Source organism: Mycolicibacterium septicum DSM 44393, from assembly GCF_000455325.1.
Lineage (GTDB): Bacteria > Actinomycetota > Actinomycetes > Mycobacteriales > Mycobacteriaceae > Mycobacterium > Mycobacterium septicum.
The window spans coordinates 1,395,300-1,410,926 of sequence record NZ_HG322951.1 but is presented as its reverse complement, the minus strand read 5'-3'; the positions used below and the strand labels follow the sequence as shown (position 1 = coordinate 1,410,926).

Here is a 15,627-nt window from a genome sequence, read left to right as displayed (position 1 = left end):
CATCGCGGGGCCTTTCGGCTCAGGTGGTGAAGAGGTCTTCCCATGTCTGGGCCCCGGTGTGCGGCACGAGATCGGCTTGCCGGTACACCTTTCCGTCCGGTGTCGCGTACCGGCCCGTCTTCGGGTCGTAGGTGGCAATCGCAACCGACGGACCATCGGATCCGCCTGCGTTGAACGCACTCGGCGCCACCGTCGGCGCCTCCGGGACCGGCGGCGCCTCGACCGGCGGGACCTCCCCCGGCGGCACGGCGGCCGGCGGAAGTGGGGTGCCCTCGATCGGGCCGTGGATGAACTTGTCATGATCCACGCGGGAGTCCGGCGCGATGCCCTGAGCAAGCAGGTTGGGGTCGATCGGGTAGGGGCCGGTCGCGTGCTGGCGCATCGCCAAGGGCTCGTAGGGCCGGTCGCTGTTACAGATCTCGACTGTGGGAGCACGCTTTCCCGGCTGGCCCATGCACGGGTAGTTGCGGGCGCCGCGGACACCGATCGCCGAATCCTGCGGCAGTTTGCAGTACAGCCCGTCGGGGGTGTCGATGTCGGTGGTGTCCTCCGGAGACCGCCACGACGACGGCGGCAGGAACCCGACCGTGCATGCCGGCGGGTCGCCCATCGTAAGAGTGAAGTCGCCCAACGTCATACCGACCGGATTGTTCTTCGGCGCACCGTACGACTGTGTCGCGGAGATGGACGGCGGCAGGAGCACCAGCAGTTGCTCAAGCGAGGGGTGGTAGGTCACCCCGACCTGGCCCAGGCTGGTGAGGTTGGCCAGCAACAGCGGCAGGGTGGGCTTGACTTGATTGAACAAGCGGGAGGCTTCGTCGGCGGCTCCCGACCCGTCCTTGAGCAGGGTGCGCACGTGCTGGTCGTCGGCGGCGACCTGCTTGGTGACTCCGGCCATGCTGCGGGCCCACGTGCGGATCGCATCGACGGATTCAGCCTGTCCATCGAGGAGCGGCGCCCCGTCGTCGATGAGCGCACGGGACTGATCGGAGGCGGCGTTCGCTTCGGCGATCAGTCTCGACGAGGAGTCCAGGAGCGCGCCCATGTCGGTTCCAGAGCCGTTGAAGGCCTTGAAGGTTTCGTCGAGCAGCGGGCTGATCTTGTCCTTGGGGATGCTGCCCATGAGTGAACTGACCTGATCGAGCATCGGCCCCACGGCCTGAGGGATCGAAGTGTTCGACGCCGGGATGACCGACCCGTCGTGCAGATACGGTCCCGAGTCGTTGCGGGGTTGCAGATCGACGTACTGCTCGCCCACAGCCGACACGCTCAGGACCGCGGCGTGCAGGTCTGCCGGCACCTTGGGTGACGTATTCAGCGACAGTGTCGCTTCCGCACCGTCACGGGTGGGCCGCACCTCGGTGACCTTGCCCATCTGCACACCGCGATAGGTCACGTTCGAGAACTGGTACAGCCCACCGGTTCCGGGCAGCTGCAGGGTCACGGTCATCCGCCCGATACCCAACAGGGTCGGGGCCTGCATGTACACGATGCCCATCAGGGCGATGCCGATCACCGACGCCACCGCGAAGATCGCCAGCTGGATTCGGACAAAACGGGTGAGCATCAGTTGCCACCTCCGTTCGGCTCGACGGCGTCAGAAGGCGCCACTGCGGCAGGCGTTTCGGGCTGCGGTTCCGGTGCGGGCGCCGAAGCCTGGTCCACCGGGGCCGCCGGAGCGGGCTGACCATCTGCCGGAGCCGGGTCGACCAGCGGCGGAATCGTGGCCACGGACGCGGGTGGCGGTGTCAGCGGCATGCCCAGTGGGTCCTTCGTGTAGTTGGCGTAGAAGGGGTCCCCTGGCGCTGGGGTGAGGGGCAGTCCCTCCTGACCCCACCGGGTGCCCAGGAACAATCCCCTCTTCAGCCTGGGAACGGTGAAGTCGAAGGTGATGAACTGGTTGAGGTAGTCCCCACGGATCGCCCGGTCGATGAAGTTCTGCGGGTAGGGATATGTCGGCGCGAATGCCAGCACAGTGCCCAGATTCGGCCCGACGTCGGCCAGTGCCTTCACCGTCGGCTCGAGGTTGCGCAGGTTGGTGAGCAGATCGTCTCGAGTCGCGTTGACGAGATTGGTCGCAGTGTCGCTGAACCGCCCGAACTTCTCCAACGCCGTGGTGATGCGAGGGCGCTCCTTGACCAGGATGTCCAGTGCCGGCGGGATCCGTTGCAGCGCGGTGGTGATCACCTCCTGCTGTCCGGACAGCGTGCCGGCCAACCGGTTCAGTGCGGTGATCGAGGCGTTGATGTCGTCGCGCTGGTTGGCGAACATCCCGACGATGTTGTCGAGCTGGGTGAGGAGGTCGCGGATCTTGTCTTCCCGGCCGTTGAGCGCGGCGTTGAATTCGGTGACCAGGTCGCCGATCTTGCCCAGTCCTCCGCCGTTGACGAGCACGGACAGCGACGACAGGGTCTGTTCGGTCGACGGATATGTCGAAGTCTGGTTGAGCTCGAGGGTGGCGCCCGGGGACAGCCGCCCCGACGGAGACTGCCCCAGCGGTGGATCGAGCGCGATGTGCATCGAGCCCAGCAAGCTGGTCTGGCCGACGGTGGCGACCGCATTGGCCGGAACGACGACGTCGGGCTTGACCGAGACCTCCACGTCCGCGTGCCAGCCTTTGACCACCATGCGCGAGACACTGCCCACGATGACGTCACTGATCATCACGGGCGAATTGGCTTCCAGTGTCCCGATATTGGCGAGTTCGACGTGGTAGACGGTCGCGTCTGCCCCACGTCCGACTGTGCCGGGCAGAGGTAGCGAATTCAACCCGTGGAACGCACAGCCGGTCAGCGTCGCCACCGAGCAGGCGGCTACCGCAGTCAGTCGTGTCAGCGACCGCCGATTGATCATGGGGTGCCTCCTGGGGCCGGCGGTGCGGGGGCGGGCGCAGCTTCAGCTGGAAGAAGCATGTCCCGCAATGTCTTTGGTGCTTGTACCGGCGGGTCCGAGACGATCGGCGATCCGGGATAGGCCGCGGGCGAGGTGTTCGCGGGCAGCCCGTCGGGTGTGTACGCACCGGGCGGCCCCGGAGGCGCACCCCATCCGGCCGGTGGCGGCACGTCATTGGCGCCGGTGTAGGCGGATACGGCCGGGGGCAGATCTTGGTACGGCTGCGGACGCCCACCGGCCCCACCCGGTGCCAGGTTCGGATCGGTGTACACCAGGTTCTCCGGACTGGGCGACTTCTTCAGATAGGCGTTGAAGGGCATCGGCATGTGGTTGAAGTTGAGCAACGACAGCGCCGGGCCGAGGTACTGCGCGCACAGCTTGGACGATTCCGCTGCGGTGGCATTCTTGATCGCCCCGATCGCCGAACACACCACCGACAACGGGTCGGAGAAGTTCGCCAACGCGAACGCACCGACGGCGGTGCCGCTGTCGGGGTTGTAGATGTTGTAGCCGTTGGCGATTGCGTTGGGTGCGACGTGCAGGACGTTCTCGAGCTTGGTCTTGTTGTCCACCAGATTCTGCGTGACGTTGTTCAGCCGCTCCAGCTGTTCGGCGGTCTGGTCGCGGCTGCCTGCGACGAATCGCCGAACGTTGCCGACGGCGTCCGCCAGGTTGGTCAGGGCGCCGTCCAGATCGGAGCGGCTCCCGTCGACGACGCTGGTGACATCGGCGAGATGACCCTGGAACTCCACGATCTGGGCGTTGCTGTCTCGCAGCGCCGTCACGAAGACCTGCAGGTTCTTGATGATGCCGACGACATCGCCGCTCCCCTGCCCCAGAATCTTTGCGACACCGGACAACTGGCTGATCGCCTCGTGCAGCTTCTCGCCGTTGCCGTTCATGGCCGCGGCGGCGCTGTCGACGAAGCGGCTCAGCGAGGTGGCCGACGCCCCGTTGATCGGTCCCAGATCGGACGCCAACCGCATCAGCTGGTCCTTGACCTGATCCCACTCGACGGGCACGGCAGTCCGCTCGACCCCGATCTGCGCGCCGTCGGCCATCGTCGGACCCTCGTCTTCATAGGCCGGGGTCAGCTGGACATACCGGGCCGCAACCAGGTTCTGCGCCATGAGGATCGCCTTGGCATCGGCCGGGATCTTCACGCCGTGGTCGACGGCGAGGGTGATCCGTGCCTGTCCGCCGACCGGCTCGATGTTCTCGATGGAACCGACCTTGACCCCCGCGACTCGCACCTCGTCGCCCGGGTAGATCGCGGTGGCCGAGGTGAAGTACGCGGTGATGGTGGTCGGCTTGAAGACGGTCTGCCGCACGATCACCGCCGTACCGGCCACGGCCAGCACAGCGAGCAGCACCAGCGCGATGCGGCCGATCCGCTTGCGGTTGCGGGCGATCATCGACTTCCTCCGGGAATGCCGTTGTAGGGGAGCGGGAATTCGGCGCGCGGGCCGGCATTGTCCGGCGGTTGCCCGGCGTTGGTTCCCCGCCGGAAGCCGAACGCGTAGTCGAGGAAGGGCTGGATGGTCTGCGCCGGATTCAGGTTCGCGACAAAGGCGTTGTAGTAGAAGCCGTTGTTCACCGATTCGCCTTGGGTGACCTGGTATTTGGCGAGACCGGCCAGGGCGCCCGCGATGTTGTCGCGGTTCTTCTCCAGCATCGCCGTCACCGAGTTGAGCTGCTTGAGCGTGGGCGCGAGCTCTTCCTCGTTGTCGTGGACGAGCCCGGAGAGCTGCTGGGACAGCGCAGAGGTATTGGCCAGCAGGTTGACGATCGCGTACCGGCGCTGGTCGAGCACCCCGGTCAGCGCGTTCGCGTCCAGCAGCAGGGTGTTGACCTGCTCGCTGCGCTTCGACAGGATGCCGGTCACGTCGGCGGCACTCTTGAGCAGGTTGGACAGAGACTCGTTGCGACTGTTCAGCGTTTCCGACAGCCGGGACAGACCCTCGAACGTCGGCCCCAGCTGTGGCGCCATCCGATCGATGGTGTCCGACAACGTATCCAGGGACTGCGTGAGCGCCGCGGTGTCGGTGCCGGCGGTGTTGTTCGTGAAGTCGCCGACGGCGTTGGTCAACGAATACGGCGAAGCCGTCCTGGTGATGGGGATCGTGTCCGAGGCGCGCATCGTGCCCGCGCCGGCCGGTTCCAGGGTGAGCATCCGGGCACCGAGCATCGTCCCGGTGCGGATGTGCGCGGTGGTGTCGGAGCCCAGACGCACCGTGCTGTCGAGGGTGAAAGTCACCAGCGCCTTGCCGTGGCTCAGGCTGACATCGGTGACCAGGCCCTTGGTGACCCCGGAGATCTTGACGTCGTTACCGGTGGTGAGCCCACCCGCCTCGGCGAACAGTGCGTTGTATTTGACCGACGTGGCCCACGACCACAGCGCCTGCGGCTGGAGTCCGACCGCGATGATCATCGCGATCAGCACGATGCCGATGAGTCCGCTCCGGATGAGGTGCGATCCACGGTATTTCAGCATCAGGGCTCCCCACAGCGTCCGGTGTTCTGCATGATCCACGGGAAGTACGCGGTGCGCCCCTGCAGGTCGGTGACCCTGACATTCATGCCGCACACGTACTGGTTGATGAAGCTGCCGTAAGCACCCAGCCGGACCAGCTTGCGGTAGTTCTTGGGCGCGTTCTGCAACGACAGATCCAGGCGCGCCATGTCGTCCCCATTGGAGAGCAGCGGTGCCAGCCGGGTGAGTTGATCCACCGTGCCCGACAGGGGCGGCCTGGCCTGAGTCATCAGATCGGCGAGGGAGGCGGTGCCGTTGTCCAGGGCGTTGATGGCCTCCCCGATGGGATCGCGTTCTTGGGACAAGCCGGTGATGAGTTGTTGCAGTTGCTCGACGGCGCCCGAGAATTTGTCGCCGTCCTTGGCCACCGTTGCCACGGTGGTCTTCAGGTTGTCGATCAGCTGCTGCACGGTCTGTCCGTTGTCGGCGAGCGCCTGGGTGAACGAAGTCGTATGGGACAGCAGTGATTCCACCGTGCCACTCTGGCCCTGAAGGATCTGGATCAGCGAGTTCGTCAAGGCGTTGACGTTCTGGGCGTTGAGCCCCTGGATGACGGGTTTGAGCCCGCCGAGGAGAAGGTCGAGATCCAGCGCGGGCTCGGTGCGCTCGACCGGTATCCGTGAACCCACCGGCTGGATCTTCGTCGATCCGGGGCTGTCGAGAAGCTCCAGATAGCGGTTGCCGACCAGGTCCAGGTAGCGCACCGCGATCTTGGTGGCAGTCGTCATGACGACTTCGCGGTCGGCATCGAAGTGCACCAGGACTGTGTTGTCGGGCTGCAGGGCAACGTCATTGACCGTGCCGATGCGGATCCCGGCGACGCGCACCGAGTCACCGGCCTTCAGGCTGGACGCGTCGGTGAACACGGCCGAATAGCCGTTGGTGGAGCCCGTGCGGTATTGGCCCATGATCGCGAACAGCGCTCCGGTGAGGAGCAGCATCGTCAGTCCGAACACGCCGAACTTGACAGCGGTCCCGCGGCTGCGCGTCATCCCGGTTGTCCTATCTGGGTGGTGTTGCGTGGCGGACCGTCGAGCGGGCCGTACAGCGCTTGCTTGAGTGCGTCGGAGTTCAGCAGGATCCCCTGATTGCCGTACTGCGCGGGGTTGGCGTCGATGTCGGTGACGATGAACGGCGGCCGCTTCTCGAAACCGACCTCCGGCAGGCCCTGGCACTGCGGACCACCGCCGGCGGCCACCTTCGGCAGGTTGCCCGGGTAGCGGTAGCGTTCGGTGCCCAGCAGGAACGAGTCCAGCAGCATGACGCCCGGCAGTGGCGTCGGCGGGCCGAGAGCCAAGGGCTCCAAGCCCTTCAGTGCGCAGTTGAGCGCCGGGTTGTACTGGTTGAGCAGGTTCGTGGTCGGCACCAGCAGGCGCATCGCGTCGGTCACCGCGGCACTGTTGGTCGCGACCACGTCGTTGCCGACGTCGGCCAACCCGATCGCGCTGACGAGCAACGCGTCCAGGTCATTTCGGCGATCGACGAGCGTGTCGCTGAGCTGTGTCGCACTGCGAACGGTGTCCATCAAGTCCGGTCCGGCGTCCGCGTAGGCGTTGAACACCTGTGGCGCGACGGCCATCTCATGGCTCATCGTCGGCAGGCTGGGGGCGATCTTGGCCAGCAGGGCATCCAGGTCGACCATCGTCTGGCCGAGCTTGTCGCCGCGGCCGTCGACCGCCTGGGCCATCGCGCCGAGTGTCTCGTTCAGCTTTTCCGGCTGGATCTGGGCCAGCACCGACACCAGTTGCTCGAAGACCGTGTTGATCTCGACGGTGGTGTGGGTCGCGTCGAGGACCTGTCCGGCGTACATCGACTTCTGCGACGGCTCCGCCGGCGGGACGAGCTGGACGAACTTGGCACCGAACACGGTGCTCGAGGCGATCTCCACCCCCGTGTTGGCCGGAATCAGTTGCAGGTCATCCGGGTTCATCGCCAGCTTCAGGGCTGCCTGCCCGTCGGGCAGCACGTCGATGGCGACGACCTTGCCGACCTGCGCACCGTGCAGTTTCACCTTGGCGTCGGGGTTCATCACCAGGCCCGCCCGCGGCGAGATCACGGTCACCGAGGCGGTGGGTGCGACCCCACCGCGGAACATCACGATGGCGCCGGTGATGATCGCGGCGATCACCACCACCGTGGCAAGTCCGCTCAGTTGGCGTTTAGCGTCACGCGACATCAGATGCCTTCTCTAGCCGGAGAGGTTGAAGTTGCCGTTGGAGCCGTAGACGGCCAGCGAGATCAGCAGCGTGATCGAGACGACGACGATCAGCGACGTCCGGACCGCGTTTCCGACCGCCACGCCCACACCCGCCGGGCCGCCGGTGGCGAAGAAGCCGTAGTAGGTGTGCACCAGCAGGATCGCCAGCGCCATCAGCAGCGCCTGCAGGAACGACCAGAGCAGGTCGATCGGGTTGAGGAACGTGCTGAAGTAGTGGCCGTACAGGCCGCCCGACTGCCCGAGCAGCACGACGGTGGTGAACTGGCTGGCCAAAAACGACAGGATCACCGCGATCGAGTACAGGGGCGTGATGGCGATCATCCCGGCCACGATGCGGGTGGACACCAGGTACTCGACGGGCCGGATCGCCATCGCTTCCAGCGCGTCGACCTCTTCGTTGATCCGCATCGCACCGAGCTGTGCGGTCACACCGGCACCGAAGGTGGCGGCCAGGCCGATGCCGGCGACGATGGGCGCCGAGATCCGGACATTGATGAAGGCAGCCAGGAATCCGGTGAGCGCTTCGATGCCGATGTTGCCCAGCGAGCTGTAGCCCTGGATGGCCAGCACCCCGCCGGTGGCCAGGGTCAGGAACCCGACGATGACGACGGTTCCGCCGATCATCGCCAATGTCCCTGCACCCATGCTGATTTCGGCTATCAGCCGGACGACTTCCTTGCGGTAGTGCGCAGCCGCAAAGGGCATGCCCGCCAGGGCGCGGCCGTAGAACAGGACATGGTCACCGATGCTGCTCAGCACGGCCCCTGGCCGTCGCACGGCCCGGGACAGGCGCGGGTAGGCCGACTGGAGTACCGCCGTCGTCGCTGTCATCGCGTGGTCATCTGGATGCCGATGGCGGTGACCACCACGTTGACCACGAACAACGCCATGAAGGCATACACGACTGTTTCGTTGACGGCGTTGCCCACCGCTTTGGCACCTCCACCCGAGACGGTCAGCCCGCGGTAGCAGGCGACCAGCCCGGCGATCAGGCCGAACAACGCCGCCTTGACACAGGAGATGACGACCTCCGGGATGCCGGTGAGCAGGGTGATGCCCGCTGCGAACGCGCCGGGATTGACGTCTTGCACGAACACCGAGAACAGGTATCCGCCAAGGATTCCGATGATCACGACGACGCTGTTGAGCAGCAGCGCCACCAGACCCGAGGCCAGCATCCGCGGGGTGACCAGACGCTGGATCGGGTTGATGCCGAGGACCTCCATGGCATCGATCTCTTCGCGGACGGTGCGCGACCCCAGGTCGGCACACATAGCGGTGGCCCCGGCGCCGGCGACGATCAGCACCGTCACCATGGGCCCGACCTGGGTCACGGCGCCGAATGCCGCGCCCGCCCCGGAGAGATCTGCCGCGCCGAGTTCGCGAAGGAGGATGTTCAAGGTGAACGACACCAGGACGGTGAACGGGATCGCCACCAGAAGGGTCGGCGCCATGGAAACCCTTGCCACGAACCAGGATTGGTCAAGGAACTCACGCCATTGGAATGGCCTGCGCACCACGAATCTGGCGGCATCCACCGACATGGCGAACAACCCACCCACGCCCTCGAGTGGGCCGGCGAGTTGTCGCTGCAGCATCGGATTCTCCGTTCTGAGTGTGGTTCACCGCGAGAGTCGTATGACCTGGACCACTCGTCTCGACCGGGAACAATCGCAGTTAATTTCGGGGCCTGCCATCCCGCGTCCCGCCTACCGGGAGACCGGCACGACGCGGGCGTCGCCGGCTCCGAAGGCACACCGGCGACGCGATGTGAGCAACAAATTTCACTCACTGAGACTCAGCCCACATCACGGGCGCGAGGAGGTACACCATTTGTGAGAGCCCTCGACGAATAGGACCAGATGATGACCGACCGGGTGATCGACCGGGTGCGCGAGAACGCCGAGCAGTTACGGAGCCAGGGCCCCGAGGCCGAGAAGATCGGCAAGCTCACCGACGAGACGGTCAAGCTGATGAAGTCGGCCGGCAACATCCGGCTGCTGCAGCCGAAGGCTTACAGCGGCTTGGAGGTCCATCCGCGCGAGTTCGCCGAGACCGTGATGGCTACCGCCGCGCTCGACCCGGCCGCCGGCTGGATCAACGGTGTGGTGGGCGTCCACCCCTATCAATTGGCCTACGCCGACCCAAGGGCCGCCGCCGAGATCTGGGCCGATGACGTCGACACCTGGGTCGCCTCCCCCTACGCACCCCAGGGTGTGGCCACGCCGGTCGACGGCGGCTACATGTTCAACGGACGCTGGCAATTCAGCTCGGGCACCGACCACTGCGACTGGATCTTCCTGGGCGCGATGTTGGGCGGTCCCGACGGCAAACCGTTGATGCCGCCGCAGATGCTGCACATGATCCTGCCGCGCCGGGACTACGAGATCGTCGAGGACTCGTGGAACGTGGTGGGTCTGCGCGGAACCGGATCCAAGGATGTCATCGTCAACGACGCCTTCGTGCCGTCGTACCGGACAATGGACGCGACGAAGGTGATGGACGGCACCGCTCAGCGCGAGGCGGGGATGACCGAGACGCTCTATCTGATGCCGTGGTCGACGATGTTCCCGCTGGGCATCAGTGCGGCGACGATCGGGATCGCCGAGGGTGCGCTCGCGGCCGCACTGGATTACCAACGCGAACGGGTGAATTCCAGCGGAGTGGCGATCAAGGACGACCCGTACGTCATGTACGCGATCGGCGAGGCCGCCGCGGACATCAACGCCGCCCGCCAGGAATTGCTGGCCAACGTCGACCGCATCTACGACATCGTCGATTCCGGCAGCGAAGTGTCCTTCGAGGACCGGGCCGCGGGCCGGCGGACCCAGGTACGTGCGGTGTGGCGGGCCGTATCCGCGGTCGACGAGATCTTCGCCCGCTGCGGCGGGAACGCCGCCCGGATGGACAAGCCACTGCAGCGGTACTGGCGCGATGTCCACGTCGGGCAGGCACATGCCATTCACGTTCCGGGCACCGTCTATCACGCATCGGCCCTGAGCTCACTGGGCGTGGATCCACAGGGCCCGCTGCGCGCGATGATCTGAGCGAGACGCTTACCAATCTCGTCAATTATGTGACAGCAGCCACATTGGCATGTTACAAACAGTCATATTCCTAATAGTCATATTCCTGTCAGTCATGCAGCCGAAGGTGGGAGGTCCCTGATGACAACCGCTGCCGAAAAGGCGGGCGAGACGCCCAGCGCCGTCATCGACCGGATTTCGCTGGTCCTCGACGCCTTCGACGGACCCGGACGTCTGACGCTGGCCCAGATCGTGCGCCGAACCGGTCTGCCGCGGTCGTCGGCGCACCGCATGCTCGAACGTCTCGTGCAGCTGCGGTGGCTTCGCCGCGACGGCCGCGACTACGAGCTGGGCATGCGCCTGATCGAGCTGGGATCACTCGCGCTGCACCAGGACCGCATTCACCGGGCAGCCATTCCTCTGATGCGTGATCTGCACCGGGCCACCGGACTGGTGGTCCACCTGGCCGTCCTCAGCGGTGCTGACGTGGTGTACCTGGAGAAGATCGGCGGTCAGATGGTGGCCGCGATCCCCACCCGCGTCGGCGGACGCCAACCGGCGCACTGCACGGCGGTCGGCAAGGCGATCCTGGCCGACAACCCTCCGGCCGAGGTCAGCTTGAACTCACGCAAGACGCGGTTCTCGATCGCGACGGAACAGCAACTGGCGGCAGATCTGGCGAAGACCCGCGCCCGCGGGGTGGCGTTCGAGCGGGAGGAATCGCTGCCGGGATTCGGTTGCGTGGCGGCACCGATCGGTCCGGTCGGCGCGGCCGTTGCGGCGGTGTCGGTGTGCGGTCCGATGAGCCGGATGACATTCGACCAGCGGCTGACCGCTCCGGTGCGGATGACGGCGATGGGCATCTGGCGCAGTGCCGAAGATGGTCCCGACCGGGCGGCACCGACCTTGCAGCCGCTGCGTCCGCTGCGCGGCGGGGCTACTCTGCAGCTGGCCTAGGCCTGCGCCGCTCCTCGGCTGATTTGCGGCTCTCGGCGGCCACCCGCTTCTCGAACTCTTCCCAATATTCGGGGCCGGGCAACGGAATTCCCTCACCCGCCTTCGGGAAATTCGCGTCGGCGTCGTCGAGATCCTTGATCATCCTCAAGGTGAGCTCCCGCTCGGACGCGTAATAGCGTTCCGCCCAATCCAGCGCGATCCGGGCGTAGGTCCACTTCGGATCGGCCGCGGCCCACCGAGCGCCCTTCGCGGCGTCCCGGTGCATCTCATCGACGTAGGCGATGTGCTCCTCGAGCATCTGCTTGAGGGAGGCGGGATCACTGAGGTGCCCCAGGGTCACCCGCATGATCGCCGCGTGCTTCAGCGTCGGAGGATCTGCCGGCGTATCCCGTGCCCATCGGGTGACAGCATCCAGGCCCGCTTCGGTGATCTTGTACAGGCGGCGGTTTCGCGGGCCGCTGCCGTCCTCACGAGAGGTCAGGTAGCCCATCTTCTCGAGCTTCTTCAGATCGGAGTAGATCTGACTGAAAGCCGGGCTGCCGTAGTAGTAGCGCACGCCGTAGTGGAGCCATTTGCGGATGTCGTAACCGGAGAGCTCGCGCTGGTAGGACAACATCCCGAGCAGCGCCCAACTGTTGGCGGCAAGCGCCGGCGCGGCTGCTGATTCGGGATCTCCCACTACTTGAGGGTAACAACCGAGGTCACAACGTGGTTACCCGTGAACCGCTGGCCGGGAGACTAGCGTGCGGTCCGGTCCTAACCCACGATGCGCGGAGCAAGAACGCACCTTAATATCGCCGGGTGACCACGCCCGGCGGGCTGCAGCGCAGGCTCGGGACAACTGACGCCGTGGTGATCGGCCTCGGATCGATGGTGGGGGCGGGCATTTTCGCCGCCCTGGCCCCCGCGGCGGCCGCGGCCGGAAGCGGGCTGCTCATCGGCCTCGCTGTCGCCGCCGTCGTCGCCTACTGCAACGCGACATCCTCGGCACGACTGGCAGCGCGCTACCCGCAATCCGGCGGCACCTACGTCTACGGGCGCGAACGGCTCGGCGAGTTCTGGGGCTACACGGCCGGGTGGAGCTTCATCGTCGGCAAGACCGCGTCGTGCGCGGCGATGGCGCTGACGGTCGGGATGTACGTGTGGCCGCAATGGGCGCATGCGGTGGCAGTCGCCGCGGTGGTGGCCCTGACGGCGGTGAACTACGCCGGAATCCAGAAGTCGGCATTGCTGACCCGCGTCATCGTCGCGTGCGTGCTGGCGGTTCTGGCCGCGGTGGTGGTGATCATCGCCGGATCCGGCGCCGCCGACCCCGCCCGCCTGGGTATCGGCGACGGCGTCGGTGTCGGTGGCGTACTCCAGGCCGCGGGGCTGCTGTTCTTCGCGTTCGCCGGATACGCCCGGATCGCCACCCTGGGGGAAGAGGTCCGTGACCCGGCCCGCACCATTCCGCGCGCGATCCCGATCGCGCTGGGTATCGCGCTGGTGATCTATGCCGTGGTGGCGGTCGCCGTGCTGTCGGTGCTCGGCGGATCCGGGTTGGCGTCCGCACCCGCACCGCTGGCCGACGCGGTCGCGGCGGCCGGCGCACCGCAGTGGCAGCCGGTGGTGCGGGCCGGGGCCGCGGTGGCAGCGCTGGGCTCCCTGCTGGCCCTGATCCTCGGCGTATCGCGCACCACCCTGGCGATGGCCCGCGACCACCATCTGCCCCACCGGCTGGCCGCCGTGCATCCCCGGTTCGCCGTCCCGCACCGGGCCGAGGTGGTGGTCGGCATCGCGGTGGCAGTGCTGACCGCGGTGGCGGATCTCCGTGGGGCGATCGGGTTTTCATCGTTCGCGGTCCTGCTGTACTACGCCATCGCGAATGTCTCGGCGTGGACGCTGCGGACCGAGAACCGGTGGCCACGCGTGGTTCCGGCCGTCGGCCTGATCGGCTGCCTGGTGCTGGCCTTCTCGCTGCCCCTGGCTTCGGTGCTCGCCGGGCTGGTCGTCGTCGCCGTGGGGGTGGCGATCTACGCGGTGAGGTCGTACACGTAGCGACTGGTCGGCACCGAGTCCAGGTTCTCGTGCGCCCCGAAACGGGTGACGCTCTCGATCATCAGGGTGAGCCGCCGCCGGAGTTCGGCGTCGTCGCCACCGCTGCCGTAGAAGGCGTGCATATCCGTCATGGCCGCCATCGGGAACAGTTCCTCGACCACGGCGTCGACCCGGTCGCTCCCGAGAACCGTTCGCAGGACCCGGTTCTGGACGTAACCGAAGGTCGACTGCGTCTCGATGGCCACATCGGTGTGCAGCCCCTGCCAGATGCGCAACCATTCCGCGGCGTCCAGTTCCGCTGGGATTCGCAGGAACCCGATCTGGGCCAGGGCCGGGGCGCGGACGCCGTCGGCCGTATCCGGCGGAACCAATGGCGTCCGCTCCTCGACCTCCCAGCCCGCGGACCGCTCGGCCAGCCCGGACAACAGCGCCGAGATGTCGGCGGGCTCCGACTCGGTCCAGACGGTCACCACTGCGGGGACCGGGGAATCGAACGTGGTGATGCGCAGCGTCGCGGGCGCGACGTCTGCGTCGTCGACGTTGACCTGCAGCCTGCTCACGCCTGCGGCCCGCATCGCCTCGCGGAACTCAGCGGTTCGCAGGGCGGTGTCGAGCCCCGGGCCCCACAGCGCATAGATGAACTTCTCAGCCATAACTAGATCGAATTTCAGGCGTGCTTCGCGGCGGGCACCTCGCCGAGCATGACCCCGCCGGCCTTCAACCACGCACCGACCGTGCGTGGTGCGTCCCGGTTGGGGTTGTAGACGTCTTCCTCGCTGGAGAACAGGTTGTCCCCGGCGTAGACGAGGCGGGTGACGTTGGGGAAGCCGAATTCCTTCCCGGGCTCGGTCGGGTGGTCGAGGACGTTCAGGATCTCCATCACGACGGCGCCGTTTTCCTCGTCGAAGGCCACCCAGGTGTGTGGGAAGCGCATGTGCGGGAACGGCGCCATGGTGGCGGTGATCCACTCCCTGACCGCCTCGCGGCCTTCGAAGACGCCGTAGGCGTGCTCGATGTAGGTGACGTCCTCGGTGAACAGGTCCGCGAACGGAGCCCAGTCGCCCGTCTTCGAGCAGACCTCGACGGTCTTGGTGTAGTGGTCGAGCGCGGCGGCCAGCTCATCACGGGTGAATTTCGGCATGTCGAACCCCTCTCCATGGAACTAGAATGAATTTCAGTTTTGGCTGAGGTTACAGCGCAAGCGGACTGTGTTCTAGTGTGAATTCGCCATCGACAGGGAGAAGCAGCATTGCCGAGGATCGGGGAACCACGGCCCGCAGCGGAGCCCAGTTCGGAGCTCCAGCAGGAGCGGCGTGAGGCGATCCTGCGCGCAGCCGGTGTACTGGGGGCGCTGCGACCGGCCGAGCAGGTCCAGATGCAGGAGGTCGCGAAGTCGGCAGGGGTGGCGCTGGGCACGCTGTACCGGTACTTCCCGTCCAAGACGCACCTGTTCCTTGCCGTGATGGCCGACCGGGTCGAGGGGATGCAGGACGGTATCCATCGCCGGTCCACCCCATCGGGGTCGGCGGCCGACCGGGTCTTCGATGTACTGGAGCGGGCCACCCGCACGATGCTGCGCCAACCTCACCTGAGCGCCGCCATGCTCAACTCCCTCAACGCCGCCGATGGGGCCGTGGTCGCCGAGGTGGGCAGGATCGATCAGCTGGTACGCACCATGCTGTTGGACGCCTCCGGCGTCAACGACCCAAGCCCACAACAGATCTCGTTGGTGCGTCTCGTCCAGCAGACCTGGCACGGGATCCTGCAGTCCAGCCTGAACGGGCGCATGTCCGTCGCCGAGGCGCAGGACAGCCTCAAGACGGCCTGCGCGCTTCTGCTCGCGCCGTTATGAGGGCAGGCACGCTCCGGTTTGCCCGCCTGGCGGGCGACCTTCGGCGACAACCTGAAAAACGTTGCCGACGTGCCAATTCACGACTACAATCGAACATATGTTCGAATCACTG

15 protein-coding genes are annotated in these 15,627 nt (G+C 66.4%); 4 read left to right on the top strand and 11 right to left on the bottom strand.

Features of this window, described 5'->3' with window-relative positions:
- Window positions 1–19: 19 nt before the first annotated feature.
- The 8 genes from TX88_RS06465 to TX88_RS06430 are packed head-to-tail and all read right to left on the bottom strand — an operon-like array spanning window position 20 to window position 9,241.
- The gene (locus TX88_RS06465) at window positions 20–1,567 is read right to left on the bottom strand and encodes an MCE family protein (RefSeq protein WP_044515499.1); all 1,548 of its coding nucleotides are present in this window, start codon (window positions 1,565–1,567) and stop codon (window positions 20–22) included.
- Window positions 1,567–2,853: an MCE family protein gene (locus TX88_RS06460; protein WP_044515498.1), complete on the bottom strand. Its 1,287-nt coding sequence runs from the start codon at window positions 2,851–2,853 to the stop codon at window positions 1,567–1,569. The genes TX88_RS06465 and TX88_RS06460 overlap by 1 nt, the downstream gene beginning before the upstream one ends.
- Window positions 2,850–4,307 carry an MCE family protein gene (locus TX88_RS06455; protein WP_044515495.1) on the bottom strand — a complete coding sequence of 486 codons (1,458 nt, stop codon included), beginning with the start codon at window positions 4,305–4,307 and terminating at the stop codon, window positions 2,850–2,852. Before TX88_RS06455 ends, TX88_RS06460 begins: the two co-directional genes overlap by 4 nt.
- On the bottom strand, window positions 4,304–5,386 hold the full coding sequence (locus TX88_RS06450; RefSeq protein ID WP_044515494.1) for an MCE family protein: 1,083 nt from the start codon (window positions 5,384–5,386) through the stop codon (window positions 4,304–4,306). The genes TX88_RS06455 and TX88_RS06450 overlap by 4 nt, the downstream gene beginning before the upstream one ends.
- Complete coding sequence (locus tag TX88_RS06445) at window positions 5,386–6,417, bottom strand: MCE family protein (protein WP_044515493.1); 1,032 nt, start codon at window positions 6,415–6,417, stop codon at window positions 5,386–5,388. Before TX88_RS06445 ends, TX88_RS06450 begins: the two co-directional genes overlap by 1 nt.
- Window positions 6,414–7,601, bottom strand: a complete 1,188-nt coding sequence (locus TX88_RS06440) for an MCE family protein (RefSeq protein WP_044515491.1) — start codon at window positions 7,599–7,601, stop codon at window positions 6,414–6,416. The genes TX88_RS06445 and TX88_RS06440 overlap by 4 nt, the downstream gene beginning before the upstream one ends.
- Window positions 7,602–7,613: 12 nt before the next feature.
- Window positions 7,614–8,474: an MlaE family ABC transporter permease gene (locus TX88_RS06435; protein WP_044515489.1), complete on the bottom strand. Its 861-nt coding sequence runs from the start codon at window positions 8,472–8,474 to the stop codon at window positions 7,614–7,616.
- Window positions 8,471–9,241: an MlaE family ABC transporter permease gene (locus TX88_RS06430; protein WP_029110801.1), complete on the bottom strand. Its 771-nt coding sequence runs from the start codon at window positions 9,239–9,241 to the stop codon at window positions 8,471–8,473. The genes TX88_RS06435 and TX88_RS06430 overlap by 4 nt, the downstream gene beginning before the upstream one ends.
- Window positions 9,242–9,508: 267 nt before the next feature.
- Here TX88_RS06430 and TX88_RS06425 point away from each other — a divergent pair, with 267 nt between their 5' ends.
- Both TX88_RS06425 and TX88_RS06420 read left to right on the top strand, forming a co-directional pair.
- Complete coding sequence (locus tag TX88_RS06425) at window positions 9,509–10,690, top strand: acyl-CoA dehydrogenase family protein (RefSeq protein ID WP_044519153.1); 1,182 nt, start codon at window positions 9,509–9,511, stop codon at window positions 10,688–10,690.
- A gap of 120 nt (window positions 10,691–10,810) precedes the next feature.
- The gene (locus TX88_RS06420; protein WP_044515488.1) at window positions 10,811–11,626 is read left to right on the top strand and encodes an IclR family transcriptional regulator; all 816 of its coding nucleotides are present in this window, start codon (window positions 10,811–10,813) and stop codon (window positions 11,624–11,626) included.
- Here TX88_RS06420 and TX88_RS06415 read toward each other — a convergent pair.
- Window positions 11,607–12,305, bottom strand: a complete 699-nt coding sequence (locus TX88_RS06415) for a PadR family transcriptional regulator (protein ID WP_044515486.1) — start codon at window positions 12,303–12,305, stop codon at window positions 11,607–11,609. The genes TX88_RS06420 and TX88_RS06415 overlap by 20 nt on opposite strands.
- A 191-nt stretch (window positions 12,306–12,496) precedes the next feature.
- Here TX88_RS06415 and TX88_RS06410 point away from each other — a divergent pair, with 191 nt between their 5' ends.
- Window positions 12,497–13,663, top strand: coding sequence for an APC family permease (locus TX88_RS06410; RefSeq protein ID WP_244438475.1), 1,167 nt, complete (start codon window positions 12,497–12,499; stop codon window positions 13,661–13,663).
- Here the strand turns inward: TX88_RS06410 and TX88_RS06405 are convergent.
- Together TX88_RS06405 and TX88_RS06400 are read right to left on the bottom strand one after the other, a co-directional pair.
- Entirely contained in the window at window positions 13,639–14,316 is a 678-nt protein-coding gene (locus tag TX88_RS06405) for a hypothetical protein (protein ID WP_044515483.1), read from the bottom strand. The genes TX88_RS06410 and TX88_RS06405 overlap by 25 nt on opposite strands.
- A gap of 14 nt (window positions 14,317–14,330) precedes the next feature.
- Window positions 14,331–14,804 carry a nuclear transport factor 2 family protein gene (locus tag TX88_RS06400; protein WP_044515481.1) on the bottom strand — a complete coding sequence of 158 codons (474 nt, stop codon included), beginning with the start codon at window positions 14,802–14,804 and terminating at the stop codon, window positions 14,331–14,333.
- Between the two features lie 108 nt (window positions 14,805–14,912).
- Between TX88_RS06400 and TX88_RS06395 the strand changes: the two genes are divergently transcribed.
- A complete protein-coding gene (locus tag TX88_RS06395; RefSeq protein WP_044515479.1) occupies window positions 14,913–15,515 on the top strand; it encodes a TetR/AcrR family transcriptional regulator in 603 nt (200 codons plus the stop codon).
- Window positions 15,516–15,627: the final 112 nt, after the last annotated feature.